Here is a 13,352-nt window from a genome sequence, read left to right as displayed (position 1 = left end):
GCAACTGCGATTCACTAGGGTTGCTGCGCATTGATGGGCGCTGGCTGGGACTGGAAACGTCCTCGCATAATCAGAGCAAGCTTCTCCGATCGGCCATTTCGGCCGATCGGAGAAGCTCATGAACAATGCCCCGTACCTAAATCCGTCCGGCACCAGAACGCGAGGTAAAAGCAAGCCGGCGGTGCAGGCAGAAGTAACCGGTGAACTGAACCGTTGGGTTGGCGAGTTCGATCATCACCTGTCTCATGTCGTTGGCTTGGCGCACGCGACCCGTCGCGAGTATCTCTTTTTTGTACTGCGGTTTTTGGCGCAGTACTGCCTGGTGGCAGACCGTGAGCGGTGGGTCCCGCGCGCGGAATGGCTCACCGCCTTTATTCGCCAGGAGGCTGCGCGCCTTCACGGACACTCTCGCAAGAAGCCCGGGACTGCACTGCGAGCCTGGCTCCGGTATCTGGTGTTTTGCGGCATGGCCGGCCGTGAGCTCGAAGCCGCGATTCCCTCGATTCCTCAGTGGAAGTACGCATCTCTGCCGGTTCATCTCACTGCAGAGGAGACTGAGCGCGTTCTCGGAGCAGCGCTCGACGGCAGCGCCCATGAGTTGCGCAATCGGGCAATGTTGCTGGTCCTGGCACGAATGGGCGTTCGGGCCTGCGAGCTCAGGTATCTGATGCTCGACGATATCAACTGGATCGAGGGCTGCGTGCGCATTCGTCCGGGGAAGTCTCATCGCGAACGCCGACTTCCCTTGCCTCACGATGTGGGTGAGGCGCTTTGCGCTTACCTTCAACGCGGACGTCCCTCCAGTTCCTGCAGGGCGGTTTTCCTGAGCACCAAAGAGCCGTACGGCCCTATTCTCGATTCATCTGTCGTGTCGAGAACGGTCCGACGTGCAATGAGCCGTGCCGGCGTGGAGGGCATCCCAGCTGCAGCACATGCGTTGCGTCACACGGCGGCCACCCAGATGGTATGCAGAGGTGCAAGTTTCAAGGAAGTTGCCGACGTGCTGGGACATGTTTCGCTGGGGACGACGGCGATCTACGCGAAGCTCGACCTGGCGACGCTCGCACACGTGGCCTTGCCTTGGCCGGGAGTACGATCATGAACGGACATCCCGAGCTACGCGATCACCTTGACGCTTATCTTGCTGTTCGAGAAGCGCTCGGCTTCAACGATGCAGCCAGAAAGGCGGTGCTCAGAAGCTTCATTGAATATGCAATCGCCGCGGATAGGTGGCCAATCGATGCGCGGCTTGCAGTTGATTGGGCATGCGGGCCGTCGTCTGTCCGCAGCCCCGCTGGGCAGGCAAGCCGCCTTTCTACGGCCCGGCGTTTTTTGTACTACCTGCGCGCGAGCGTTCCGGAAACACAGGTTCCTGGAACCGGATTGCTTGCGCGACCGCGGCGGCATAGGCCCTACATCTTCACCAAGGAGGAACTCGTCCGTCTTCTGGATGCCGCCGCGGCAATGCGGCCTCGTCGCACATTGCGACCGCACGTGTACGTATCGATGATTGGCCTGCTGGCCAGCACTGGTATCCGGGCGGGCGAGGCCATTCGATTGACGGTCGACGACGTGCTACTTGACGACGATCCGCCGAGGATCTCGGTCCTCGAGACCAAGTTTCGCAAATCGAGAATAGTGCCTCTGCACCCGACGACCTCCGAGAAGTTAAGGGCCTACGCTCTGCTGCGCCAGAAACTCGGCTACGCAGGACTCTCGGATCTGTTCTTCATGTCCGAGATCGGAACGGCAATCAACTGCGGGTTCTTCGCGAACTGGTTCACGCGTACCGCTCAACGGCTCGACATGCTGCCGTCTTCGGGCAACCGGCCGCCAACGCTACACAGCCTGCGGCATACCTTTGCCGTCGAGCGCTTGACGCAATGGTGCCTGGACGGTGCGCGTGTTCAGCAATGGATTCCGAATCTGTCCGTTTATCTCGGGCATGTCAGTCCCGCTGAAACGTACTGGTATCTGACCGCGACGCCGGCACTGCTGGCTACTGCGGCGTTGACATTTCGGCAGTATGCAAGTCTTGGAGAGAAGTCATGAAGACTACCACCATGATCGGCCCGTTGCTGCAAGGTTTCTTCGTCGAACATCTGCTTGCCCATAAGCACGTCAGCCCAAGAACGGTATCGAGCTACCGGGATACGTTCCGTCTGCTGCTCCAGTTTGTCTGGGATAAAACGCGCATAGAACCCTCGTCACCGCGCCTGTCCGTACTTGATGCGCCCGTGATCCTGTTGTTTCTCGACTACCTTGAAGTTCAGAGGCACAATTCAGCGCGATCGCGCAACGCAAGGCTCGCAGCGATTCACAGCTTTTTCCAATGGGTAGCGCTGTGCGATCCGGAGTCCGTGGGGTTGGCCACCCGAGTACTCGCAATTCCGTCGAAGCGGATCGATCGGCGGCTCGTGGAGGCGCTCACCCGCGCCGAAATCGATGCACTGCTTGCAGCGCCTGACCGGTCCCTATGGCGCGGACGTCGCGACTACGCGCTGCTGCTGACGATGTACAACACCGGCGCACGCGTTTCCGAAATCACCACACTCCGACAGGAGCAAGTCCAGTTCGGCGGCAGCGCGCTGATCAACTTGATGGGCGAGGGCCGCAAGGAGAGAAGCATCCCGCTGTGGTCAAACACGGCCCGCGTATTGAAGACGTGGTTCCATGAACTCGAGAGCTCCCGCACGCCGATTGCGTTTCCCAGTCATCGCGGTCGGGAGTTGTCGCGCAACGGCGTCGATTACATCCTGCAGCAGGCAGTCGATCAAGCTGGCGCGCAATGCCCGACCCTGATCGATAAGCGAATTTCGCCGCATGTCGTTCGTCACTATATTCCCTTCCGAATTATGTCTTGTAATCCCGCGAGGGCTCGCTTTTCAGGTCAAACGGCCGATGCAGGATAGAGATAATCTTGACTCCTTCCACCCGCTCCCCACGCCGGGGAAGGAGGTCATCGTGAAGTACACCATTCATGATCACGTCACGCTCTCTCAGGCGCCAGAAGGGCCGCTTGCAGCTCATTTGGTATCCTTTGCAAACGCGGTCTGCGCTCAGGGATACAGCGCGCAGTCCATGAAGCAGCAGGTACGCATCGCCGCGTGCTTTAGTCGATGGCTTAAGCAGACAGGTGTCAGCGTAACGGACATCTGCTACGACCACGCGATACGGTATTTGCGCTATCGCGCCCGACATGTGCAACCTAACCTTGGAGATCGTGCTGCACTCCGTCATCTCATCGACTTTATGCGGAGTGAGGGCATGATTCCTATCGAGAAGGCAGCGACATGTCGGGTGCCGCCGGCTGAGATCTGTGCACAGGCATACGCGGAGTACTTGCGCGACGCTAAGGCTCTCGCCGCAACAACGGTCATTAACTACGTGCCATTCATCCGCGATTTTCTCCACCATCGCTTCGGTGACGGGAGGGTCAACTTATCGCGCCTACGTGCCGTGGATGTCGTGAGCTTTGTGCAGTTCCGTGCACCAAGTTTGCATTTGAAGCGAGCTAAGCTAATGACCACTGCACTGCGCTCCTTTCTACGCTATGCGCGCTATTGCGGCGACGTTACGCTGGACCTGGCTGCCGCCGTTCCGGTCGTCGCCAACTGGTCAATGCCGTCAATTCCTCGAGCGATTTCCGCTGAGCAGACGCGGCAGTTGCTGGCTAGTATCGATAGACGGACTTCAATTGGGCGTCGTGACTACGCCATCCTGCTCCTGCTTGCGCGATTGGGGCTACGCGCTGGTGAGGTGGCCTTTCTCGAACTCGACGACATCGACTGGGGCGCGGGCCAGGTGAGCGTGCGTGGCAAGGGCGGGCAACGCAGCGAGCTACCCTTACCCGCCGATGTCGGCAAGGCGATTGCCGCATATTTGCGGTACGGGCGTCCTCATAGCACCAGTCGCCGCGTATTTTTGCGCGCAAAGGCGCCCATCACAGGTTTTCGTGGGCAAAGTGGCGTCGGCTCCCTCGTCCGGAATTCGCTTCAGCGCGCTGGCATCGACGCACCTACGATGGGTGCCCATCAGTTCCGCCACGGCCTGGCCACCCAGATGTTGAGCCATGGGGCCTCGCTCAGCGAGATCGGCGAGGTATTGGGACATCATCATCCACAAACTACGAAGATCTACACAACGGTAGACATCAAGGCATTGCGCACACTTGCTTTGCCCTGGTGTATGGACCGGAAACATGGGTAACAGGTGTGCGGGGACATGGGTAACACTTCGGGCGAGTGATTGGCCTGGAGCCGTTCATGCCCTGGAACCCGAGAAACACCATGAACCTGCGTCTGGAATTCGTGAATCTGGCCTTGCAGGAAGGCGCCAACCGGCGTGAACTATGCCGGCGTTTCGGCATCAGCCCGAAGACCGGCTACAAGTGGCTTGCCCGGCATGCACAGGATGACGGCGCCACGGCGTTGGCGGACCGCTCGCGCCGGCCCCTGCAGAGTCCGGCGCGCACCATACCCACAGTCGAGCAGCAGGTGGTTGAACTGCGCCAGGCACATCCCGCCTGGGGCGGGCGCAAGATCAAGCGGCGCCTCGAGGATCTCGGCCACACCGCGGTGCCCGCACCGAGCACGGTGACCGGCATCCTGCACCGCCATGGCCTGATCCGCGCGGAGGCTTCGGAGGCGGCCACACCGTGGCAGCGCTTCGAACACGAGCATCCGAATTCACTCTGGCAGATGGACTTCAAGGGCTGGTTTGAGCTGCAGGACGGGCGGCACTGCTCGCCGCTGACGGTGCTGGACGATCATTCGCGTTTCAACCTGACGCTCGATGCGTGCGGCAGGACCGACACCTCCACCGTACGCGCGCATCTGCGGCAGACGTTTCGCCGTTACGGGCTGCCGCTGCGCATCAACGCGGACAACGGCTCGCCATGGGGCAGTCCCGGCCAGCCGGGACAGCTCACCGAACTGGCCATCTGGCTGATCCGGCTCGGTGTGCGTCTGTCCCATAGCCGGGTGGCGCACCCGCAGACCAACGGCAAGGACGAACGGTTTCACCGCACGCTGAAGGCCGAGGTGCTCAGCGGCCGTCGCTTCGACAGCCTGCGCAACGCCCAGCGGGTGTTTGACGAGTGGCGCACGGTCTATAACCATCAGCGCCCGCATCAGGCCCTGCAGATGGCCACTCCGATCACCCGTTACCGGCCCAGTGCGCACCCGTATCCGGAGACACTGCCGCCGATCGAATATCGCAGCGACGACACGGTGGTACGCGTGGGGTGGAATGGAGAACTCCGTTTCCGGTGCCGGTGTTTCAAGGTTTCAAATGCGCTGCACAAGCTGCCGGTTGCGGTGCGCCCCAGCGCAGGAAGCGGCAACCGCTATGACCTGTTTTTCCTGCATCATCATTTCGGAACCATCAACCTGGACCATCCCGAATGAGCGGATCATGTGTTACCCATGTCCCCGCACACCTGTTACCCATGTTTCCGGTCCATACACCCTGGCCGGGAGGAGTGCGATGAACACACTTCGACAAGCCGTTCAGGATTACCTCGATCTGAGACGCAGCCTGGGATTCAAGCTGAACAAGGCAGGCAATGCGCTACCAGATTTCGTTGCGTTTATGGAGCAGCATCGTGCTCCCTACGTTACCCAGGCGCTGGCTCTCGCGTGGGCTCAACAGCCATCGGATGTCCAGCCCGCGCAATGGGCGCAACGTCTGAGCTATGTACGACAGTTTGCGCGCCATCGCAGCGCCACCGATCTCCGCACCGAGATACCAGCGCCAGGCTTGTTACCGTTCCAACCGAAGCGGGCTCGACCGTATTTGTATTCCACCAGAGAGATCCGCGCACTATTGCAGGCTGCGCTTGAGATGCCATACCGAAACGAACGCGAAGAACTTCTGCCGTCAACCTATTATTGCCTGTTCGGATTACTGAGCGTATCGGGAATGCGTCTGGGCGAAGCGCGCAATCTCGAGCTGCAGGACGTGGATCTGACAGCGGGGATACTGACTGTCCGCGGAGCGAAACTAGGCAAGACGAGATTCGTTCCTTTGCATGCCTCGACCTGCGAGGTGCTCGCAAACTATATCGCACAACGCGAACGTCATTGGGCGGGGCGACCGGTATCTTCGTACCTGTTCGTTTCGAGCTGGCGCAACCGGTTGGACAGCGGTCAGATTCATCGTGCTTTCTACGCGTTGTCGCGGAAGATCGGCTTGCGCGGCGAATCAGACAGTCACGGGCCGCGTCTGCACGACATGAGGCACGTGTTCGCGACTAACACACTTGTACGATGGTACCAGTCCGATCAGGATCCCGAACGTCGTCTACCGATCCTGTCGGCCTACCTCGGTCATGTCCACGTAGAGGATACGCAGTGGTATTTAAACGGCTCGCCTGAACTGATGCGTGAGGCGATGCGCCGGCTCGAACAGCGCTGGGTGGGCCGGCCATGACTACTTCTACCACCTTTTCTCCGCTACTGGAACACTTCTTCACGCAGCGACTGATGCAACAGCGCCAGGCAAGCCCTCACACCATCAGTTCCTATCGCGATACCTTCCGGCAACTTCTAAAGTTTGTACAGCAGCGTCTGCATAAGCCACCGTCCAGGCTGAACTTCGAAGACATCGATGCGCCTCTGATTGTCGCGTTCCTTGATGAACTTGAGAAGCACCAGGGCGTCAGCGTTCGCACTCGCAATCTACGCCTCGCGGCGATCCATTCCTTCTTTCACTACGCAGCGCTCGAAACACCAACCCATTCCGCTCAGATCCAGCGAGTCCTTGCTATCCCTACCAAACGCTTCACCCGTACGTTGGTCCACTTTCTGACGCGTGCCGAAGTCGACGCCTTGCTAGCCGCGCCTGATCAAGGCACGTGGTCCGGCCGGCGCGATCACGCCTTTCTGCTGGTCGCAGTACAGACCGGCCTTCGTCTGTCCGAGATGACCGGTCTCAAACGTGAGGACTTGATCCTTGGCGTCGGCGCTCACGTACGAGTGATCGGGAAGGGTCGACGAGAGCGCTGTACACCCATCGCGCGATCCACACGCGCGGTACTGAAAGCGTGGCTGAGAGAACCACAACGCGGTGATGGCACGGTGCTGTTTCCCAATGCGCGGGGTGAACGCCTCAGTGTCCATGGCGTGCAGTATCTGCTAAACAAGCACCGCAAGACCGCGTGTGAAGTTTGCCCGTCATTGAAAGAGAAACGGGTTACTGTCCACTGTTTAAGACACACCATGGCCATGGACCTTCTGCAACAAGGCGTTCGTCGCTCGGTCATCGCGTTATGGCTCGGGCATGAATCGGTAGAAACAACCGAGCAGTATGTCGAAGCGACCCTTGCGATGAAGGAGCAGGCCCTTGAGAAGGCAACTCCGCGACGCGGTAAGCCAGGACGCTTCAAGCCGACAGACGAGCTCCTCGACTTTCTGAACAGTCTTTAGGCTCTTGAAATTATTGGGCACATCTGATTTTCGCCGCGAAATTCGATCGATCGTCGAAGTTCAATCGTGCCCCACGACGTAATCCGGAAGGGAATATAGTGACGATTATATCTTGCAAGATGTAACTGCCACTCGACAGCCATGCATCTGCTGCAGTCGGGCGTCGATATCAGCATCATTGCCCTCTGGCTCGGACACGAGAGCATCGAAACGACCCACGTCTACATCGATGCCGATCTGGCAACCAAGGAGCGGGCGCTCGAGAAACTGACACCGGCTGAATCCGCTTCGTTCCGTTTCAAGCCTTCCGATTGCGTGCTCGCTTTCCTCCAACAGCTCTGATTATCTACAGTGTTGTGGCCGACGACCCATGTCCCAGGGTCGTTGGCCAGCCAAGCTGGGCGTAACCGGGAACTGTGCCTAAAAGCGTAAATTCCTATCATAAGCTCTGGGGTTATAAAAACGCGCAGAATCATTTCGAACTGACCTGGTAACGACCAGGTATGCTTCGGCTAATCTGAGCGGCCCGCTGCGATTAGGACGACTCGCATGGCCACCATCGAACGTACTGCGTATCCGCGGTTTCCCAAGGTCCCTTGCCACGCGGGACCTGCAAACCTGCTAGACATCATGTATGGACCTGCCGCACCTCAAGGGACGCGGATTAAGCTTGAGGTGGGCTACACCGCGGCTCAGAGCCGCATTGAGGGGGCAGGTCATGAACAAGTTTAGCAAGTACGTGGGCCTGGATGTACATCAGGAAACGGTTGCCGTGGCGGTCGCCGACACGGCTGGCGAAGTGCGGTATGTGGGCGAGATTGTGAACACACCTGAGGCCATTGCGAAACTGGTCGCACAGCTCAAGCGGGGCACAGGACGGCTTGCGTTCTGCTACGAAGCCGGCCCCTGTGGCTACACCATTTGCCGACAGCTGCGGGAACTCAAGCAGGACTGCCAGGTCGTGGCGCCGTCGCTGATTCCGAAGAAGCCGGGCGAGCGCGTGAAGACCGACCGGCGCGATGCCCTGAGCCTGGCGCGCCTGTATCGCGCCGGTGAGTTGAGCCCCGTGTGGATTCCGGATCAGGCACAGGAGGCGCTGCGCGATCTGACCCGTGCGCGTGAGGACATGAAGCATCTGCAACGCCAGGCCAAGCAACGGCTGCTGTCATTTCTGGCGCGGCATGGCCATCGCTACACGGGCCGCTCCAGATGGACGCAAGCGCATTGGCGCTGGCTGGAAGGCATCAGGTTCGCCCGGCCGGAGCAACAGATCGTCCTGCAGGAATATATCGACACAGTGCAGGCCTGCGGCGGGCGCGTGGTCAGCCTTGACCGCGAAGTCGAGACGGCCGCGCATGCCAGTCCAGCCTGGCCGGTGATCGAGGCCTTGATGGCGTTGCGCGGCATCTGTTTGCTCGCGGCTGTGACGGTGGTCGCGGAACTCGGCGATCTCGCACGCTTTGCTGGCGCGCCTCAACTGATGGCCTATCTGGGTCTGGTGCCCAGCGAACATTCCAGCGGCAAGCGCGAACGCCGTGGCGCCATCACCAAGACGGGCAACAGCCATGTGCGACGCGTGCTGGTTGAAGCAGCGTGGACCTACCGCCATGCCGCACGAAAAACTGCGATCCTGCAGCGGCGCGCAGAGCGTACACCGCCAGAGGTCCAGGAGATCGCGTGGTCGGCGCAAAAGCGGCTGTGCCAGCGGTTTCGAAACCTGATGGCACACGGCAAGCTAAAGAGCCAGGTCTGTACCGCCATTGCACGCGAGCTCGTCGGGTTTATCTGGGCTATCGGGCAACACGTCACTCCCCTCAAGCACGACTAGCCGGGATGTGACAAGTTAGTTGAACTCACAACAGGATGTTTGGGCCAGGACCAGGCAACGGTGGGAGAACCCTCGCGGCGACACTAGGAGGCAACTGGAAACAGCACAACCCTCGAATCTAGATTGAGGCAGCTCCCCGACGTTTCGTTTGTCATGCGGTAACCAATCCGCGCATATCAGAATGATCAACCGTCGGATAACCGCCTTGGTCCTGGCCCAAGCATCCTGTTGTTGACGACCGTCAGAGAGACGGTCTCGCATGGTCGTGAGCGTACAGGCGTCGCCCTCACGACCAATGCATAGCATGGGAAAACGACGTCGCGTCAAGGGTCCGCTACGCCGGGCTCACGCCCGCCCTTGACCCGTCAAACCTCGGAGAACCGCACTACTTGACACGGTCCATACATATCAGTGTTCTGTCCCAGAAATAACTTTGCATAAATCCAGATTGTTCTATGATCGAGTCATGGTATGCAGGAGGCGATCATGGGACGCAAAGGAATCGAGGTTGTCGTGTCGGAACTGGAGCGAGAACAATTGCTGTCAATGAGCCGCTCTCGTTCGCTGCCTCATTCTCTGGTCCGCCGTGCAAAGATTGTCTTGATGGCCGCTGACGGTCATACGAGTCAAGAAATTGCAACGCAGTGCGAAGTGACACCGCCGGCAATTACGCACTGGAAGAAGCGTTTGTTGCCCATGGACTTGCCGGTCTGCATGATGAAGCCCGTCCAGGCCGGCCTCGCACGCATGATGATGAAACAGTAGCGGAATTGCTGGCGAGGATACTGCATGAGAAGCCGGACGGGGCAACGCACTGGAGCGTGCGCTCCGCTGCTGCACAGACAGGGATTTCGAAGAGTTCGGTGGCCCGATATCTGTCGTTGTTCGGTGTACAGCCTCATCGGTCAAAAAGCTTCAAGCTGTCTAATGATCCCTACTTCGTAGAGAAGGTGCGCGATATTGTCGGGCTGTACCTGAGCCCACCGACCAATGCTTTGGTACTGTGGGTCGACGAGAAGAGCCAGTGCCAGGCGCTAGAGCGTACGCAGCCGATGTTGCCGATGGGGCTGGGCTATCTCGAGGGAGTGACGCATGATTACGTCCGGCATGGCACTACCACGCTGTTCGCCGCGCTCAATACGGCGACGGGTGAAGTTATTGCGCAATGTAAGCCGCGCCACCGACATCAGGAATTCCTGGCGTTTCTCAGGCATGTAGATCAGGCGGTGCCCGCCGATCTCGATGTGCATTTGATCGTCGACAACTATGCGACGCACAAGCATCCGAAGGTCAGGGCGTGGCTGGCCAGGCATGCGCGCTACCACATGCACTTCACGCCGACCTACTCAAGCTGGCTGAATCAGGTTGAACGCTGGTTTGGCCTGATTACACAGCAGGCGATCCGTCGAGGGTCGTTCAAGAACGTGCGCCAACTCATTGCCAGCATCGAACGATATATCGAGCAGTACAACCAACACGGCCCGCCGTTTGTATGGACCGCGACCGCCGATTCAATCCTCCAGAAAGTGGCTCGGCTATGCAAAGAATGTAAGGGACTTCCCCTTCCCGAGGCTGCGGTGGCAGCTGGAAGCCGGCATCAACGTGCCATGATGAGGTGAAGCCTTCATCAAGACCAACAGGAGGGGAAGTCCATGCCTATTGTTACCGTCGGAATCGATCTCGCGAAAAACGTCTTTGCCATCCACGGCGTGGATGAGGCTGGCAAGGTGGTGTTGCGCAAACCTCGCGTCATGCGTGACCAATTGGTAGCGGTGATCGCGCAGTTGCCGCCTTGTCTGATCGGCATGGAGGCTTGTTCCGGCGCGCATCATTGGGCACGCGTATTCCAGCAGCATGGCCATATGGTGAAGTTGATGGCCCCAAAGTTGGTAGCGCCGTACCGGATGTCTGGCAAACGCGGCAAGAATGACGCAGCGGATGCTGCCGCCATCTGTGAGGCGGTGACTCGGCCCAGCATGCGCTTCGTGCCGGCCAAGGACGAACACCAGCAGGCAACGCTTTGCTTGCATCGCACGCGGCAAGGATTCATCGAAGAACGTACCGCGACGTACAACCGGCTGCGCGGCTTGCTTTCGGAGTTTGGCGTAGTGCTGCCGCGGAGTCCGGAGAAGCTGCGCAAAAGCATTGCGGATCATCTGGACGACTTGCCCGGTTGGGCCAGACAGAGTATCAGCGACCTGCTGGAGCATGCTAGCCACATTGAAGATCGCCTGGTTAGCTACGATCGCGCAATTGCTGAAATTGCGCGCAAAGACGAGCGCAGCCAGCGGTTGATGCAACTGCGCGGTGTCGGCCCGACCACTGCCAGTGCTCTCTTGGCCAGCATAGGAGGTGGACGCGACTTCAAGAATGGGCGCCAGGTAGCCGCATGGATCGGATTGACGCCAGGACAATACAGCAGTGGTGGCAAACAACGGCTGGGGACTATCACCAAGACCGGTGACGCATATCTGCGCAGTCTGCTGGTGCTCGGAGCCCGATCCATGATGGCCAGCCTGGGAGAAAAGCAGGACCGGCTCAGCCGCTGGGCACGAAGCCTCGTCGAGCGGCGCGGCTACTGGCGAGCGGCCATTGCGATCGCGGCCAAAAACGCGAGGATGGCGTGGGCCATTCTGAGATATGGCGATGACTTCAAGATTGAGCCGATCGCCGCATGATTTCTCTCTGGGCAAACAATTGGCCCAGCAAGAAACGAATGTGAAGAACATCATGAACGAATAGAAACGATCACTTTGCACTGCCAGCGGTGATGTGAAGCGGGTTGGACCCGCGCGGGGCGTACCTGACCTGTCAACTGGGAATTTGAATCCCGGAAAGCGACTGAGGCCCCTGCGCGCGTCTTTCATCAGGGTCCGGGCCATTGGCCCAATATGACCGGTTGTAGTTACGCAGTCCTTCACCTTCTCACATGACGTTGGCAAGGCAGCATATTGCGATAGAAGACCCGATGAGCTCTTGCGCTTAACGGGGAAGCCCTTGTAGTTATTTCTGGGGCAGAACACTAGGGGACGCTTCAGGAAACGGAAAATAAAGCACGTTTAGCCCGAGTTAGCGGGCGGACGTGCCTGCCAGGATAGGAGGCGGCGAACCCGATGAAGGGCAAGGGAAAATTGCTACGCCACAGGCGGCGTACAAACCGGGCCAGGGAATTCCCGCGAACTAGCGATCTTCGTCTGGGACGAATGGGATGACGCCCAGGCGAAAGGCTTCTTCCTGCAAATTGCGCGGGATGCGGCGCGCGTCGACGATCATGCCATTGATTTCGATAAGCCAGACGAGTGGATTTCTGTCGAGCTGACTGGGAAGCGACCAGCGAGGATCGAGCTGGCCGATCTTCAGAAGGTTGAGAATCGCTCCTGAGCGAGCCGAACCGGTCTGGGCGCTCAGCTCGAAGTGCTGGCACAACGCATCGGCGCGCATGTGGGGCTTCTGGGACTTGTCGAAGAGGAAGTTGATCCTCCCGATCGCGTAGGCCACGCCGCAGGCCCAGGAGCGTGCAGGACCGGTCACCAGTGGCGATGGCCGCTTGCGGCACAGGGTGGCAACGAGACGCCGGCAGAGGTCGCGGTATTCGTCAGTCAGGTGCTGTGCACAAAAAGCGTCGGTAAGCGTAGTGATCTCGTCATACCGGTCTTGCATGGCGGCCGGCACTCGCTCGCCGCGAAAGGTTGGCTTCATGGGATTCGCGCGATCCGTATGAGTCAGTTACCCAGCTCGGCGAGCCCATGAACATTGCCCTCCCGCTCGACCAGGCGCAGCCACGTATCCAGCTTCTCGCTGCTGCCGTCAAGCAACCGGTCAACCAGGGTCCGGTCGTTCGCCTTGCCAAGCATGTTGTGTAGTCCCAGGTATGCTACGAGAAGGTGGTACATTGCGCAGCGCAAATCATCACGTTCGTCCTGACAGCGCCGGGCGTGGCGATGCAGATCCGCAATGGCGAGCCCGAGTTTTTCACCGACATACGAAAGCGGTATGCCGTCACGATCCTGTCGCGACGTGTAGGCGGGGCCATTGGCGCTCAGGGGAAGATCGGCATCATCCGGGATCTGGGGCATTGCGTGTCTCCGTAGCGGTGC

The 13,352-nt window shown here is 59.3% G+C and carries 11 protein-coding genes and 2 pseudogenes; 11 read left to right on the top strand and 2 right to left on the bottom strand.

Annotated features, from left to right (window positions below; translation table 11 throughout):
- Positions 1-118: 118 nt before the first annotated feature.
- The 11 genes and pseudogenes from AB3X99_RS33770 to AB3X99_RS33720 all read left to right on the top strand — a co-directional run bounded on the left by AB3X99_RS33770 (position 119) and on the right by AB3X99_RS33720 (position 11,933).
- Positions 119-1,102 carry a site-specific integrase gene (locus AB3X99_RS33770; RefSeq protein ID WP_368619443.1) on the top strand — a complete coding sequence of 328 codons (984 nt, stop codon included), beginning with the start codon at positions 119-121 and terminating at the stop codon, positions 1,100-1,102.
- The gene (locus AB3X99_RS33765) at positions 1,099-2,052 is read left to right on the top strand and encodes a tyrosine-type recombinase/integrase (protein ID WP_368619442.1); all 954 of its coding nucleotides are present in this window, start codon (positions 1,099-1,101) and stop codon (positions 2,050-2,052) included. The genes AB3X99_RS33770 and AB3X99_RS33765 overlap by 4 nt, the downstream gene beginning before the upstream one ends.
- Complete coding sequence (locus AB3X99_RS33760) at positions 2,049-2,912, top strand: tyrosine-type recombinase/integrase (RefSeq protein ID WP_368619441.1); 864 nt, start codon at positions 2,049-2,051, stop codon at positions 2,910-2,912. The genes AB3X99_RS33765 and AB3X99_RS33760 overlap by 4 nt, the downstream gene beginning before the upstream one ends.
- Before the next feature lie 52 nt (positions 2,913-2,964).
- On the top strand, positions 2,965-4,209 hold the full coding sequence (locus tag AB3X99_RS33755; protein ID WP_368619440.1) for a site-specific integrase: 1,245 nt from the start codon (positions 2,965-2,967) through the stop codon (positions 4,207-4,209).
- 56 nt (positions 4,210-4,265) lie between these two features.
- Positions 4,266-5,408, top strand: coding sequence for an IS481 family transposase (locus AB3X99_RS33750; protein WP_368619439.1), 1,143 nt, complete (start codon positions 4,266-4,268; stop codon positions 5,406-5,408).
- Between the two features lie 79 nt (positions 5,409-5,487).
- Positions 5,488-6,432: a tyrosine-type recombinase/integrase gene (locus tag AB3X99_RS33745; RefSeq protein ID WP_368619438.1), complete on the top strand. Its 945-nt coding sequence runs from the start codon at positions 5,488-5,490 to the stop codon at positions 6,430-6,432.
- Complete coding sequence (locus AB3X99_RS33740) at positions 6,429-7,427, top strand: site-specific integrase (RefSeq protein ID WP_368619437.1); 999 nt, start codon at positions 6,429-6,431, stop codon at positions 7,425-7,427. The genes AB3X99_RS33745 and AB3X99_RS33740 overlap by 4 nt, the downstream gene beginning before the upstream one ends.
- 129 nt (positions 7,428-7,556) lie before the next feature.
- A pseudogene (locus tag AB3X99_RS33735) lies at positions 7,557-7,769 on the top strand (tyrosine-type recombinase/integrase); the annotation flags it as partial.
- 376 nt (positions 7,770-8,145) lie between these two features.
- Entirely contained in the window at positions 8,146-9,255 is a 1,110-nt protein-coding gene (locus AB3X99_RS33730; RefSeq protein ID WP_368619436.1) for an IS110 family transposase, read from the top strand.
- Positions 9,256-9,741: 486 nt separating this feature from the next.
- Positions 9,742-10,874 (top strand): annotated as a pseudogene (locus AB3X99_RS33725) (IS630 family transposase).
- A gap of 33 nt (positions 10,875-10,907) precedes the next feature.
- Complete coding sequence (locus AB3X99_RS33720) at positions 10,908-11,933, top strand: IS110 family transposase (protein ID WP_368619435.1); 1,026 nt, start codon at positions 10,908-10,910, stop codon at positions 11,931-11,933.
- Between the two features lie 502 nt (positions 11,934-12,435).
- On the opposite strand, the gene AB3X99_RS33715 is transcribed toward AB3X99_RS33720, so the two are convergent.
- Both AB3X99_RS33715 and AB3X99_RS33710 read right to left on the bottom strand, forming a co-directional pair.
- Positions 12,436-12,954, bottom strand: coding sequence for a DUF6398 domain-containing protein (locus AB3X99_RS33715; protein WP_368619434.1), 519 nt, complete (start codon positions 12,952-12,954; stop codon positions 12,436-12,438).
- A gap of 23 nt (positions 12,955-12,977) precedes the next feature.
- Complete coding sequence (locus AB3X99_RS33710; RefSeq protein WP_342925462.1) at positions 12,978-13,331, bottom strand: hypothetical protein; 354 nt, start codon at positions 13,329-13,331, stop codon at positions 12,978-12,980.
- Positions 13,332-13,352: the final 21 nt, after the last annotated feature.

This window comes from Paraburkholderia sp. BR10882, from assembly GCF_040948855.1.
Classification (GTDB): Bacteria; Pseudomonadota; Gammaproteobacteria; order Burkholderiales; family Burkholderiaceae; genus Paraburkholderia; species Paraburkholderia nodosa_A.
This window is presented reverse-complemented; position numbering and strand designations above follow the sequence as displayed.

Bases quoted from the DNA above. Each gene is read 5' to 3' on its own strand.
- AB3X99_RS33770 (WP_368619443.1), top strand. From the start codon at position 119: ATGAACAATGCCCCGTACCTAAATCCGTCCGGCACCAGAACGCGAGGT.
- AB3X99_RS33765 (WP_368619442.1), top strand. From the start codon at position 1,099: ATGAACGGACATCCCGAGCTACGCGATCACCTTGACGCTTATCTTGCT.
- AB3X99_RS33760 (WP_368619441.1), top strand. From the start codon at position 2,049: ATGAAGACTACCACCATGATCGGCCCGTTGCTGCAAGGTTTCTTCGTC.
- AB3X99_RS33750 (WP_368619439.1), top strand. From the start codon at position 4,266: ATGCCCTGGAACCCGAGAAACACCATGAACCTGCGTCTGGAATTCGTG.
- AB3X99_RS33745 (WP_368619438.1), top strand. From the start codon at position 5,488: ATGAACACACTTCGACAAGCCGTTCAGGATTACCTCGATCTGAGACGC.
- AB3X99_RS33740 (WP_368619437.1), top strand. From the start codon at position 6,429: ATGACTACTTCTACCACCTTTTCTCCGCTACTGGAACACTTCTTCACG.
- AB3X99_RS33730 (WP_368619436.1), top strand. From the start codon at position 8,146: ATGAACAAGTTTAGCAAGTACGTGGGCCTGGATGTACATCAGGAAACG.
- AB3X99_RS33720 (WP_368619435.1), top strand. From the start codon at position 10,908: ATGCCTATTGTTACCGTCGGAATCGATCTCGCGAAAAACGTCTTTGCC.
- AB3X99_RS33715 (WP_368619434.1), bottom strand. From the start codon at position 12,954: ATGAAGCCAACCTTTCGCGGCGAGCGAGTGCCGGCCGCCATGCAAGAC.
- AB3X99_RS33710 (WP_342925462.1), bottom strand. From the start codon at position 13,331: ATGCCCCAGATCCCGGATGATGCCGATCTTCCCCTGAGCGCCAATGGC.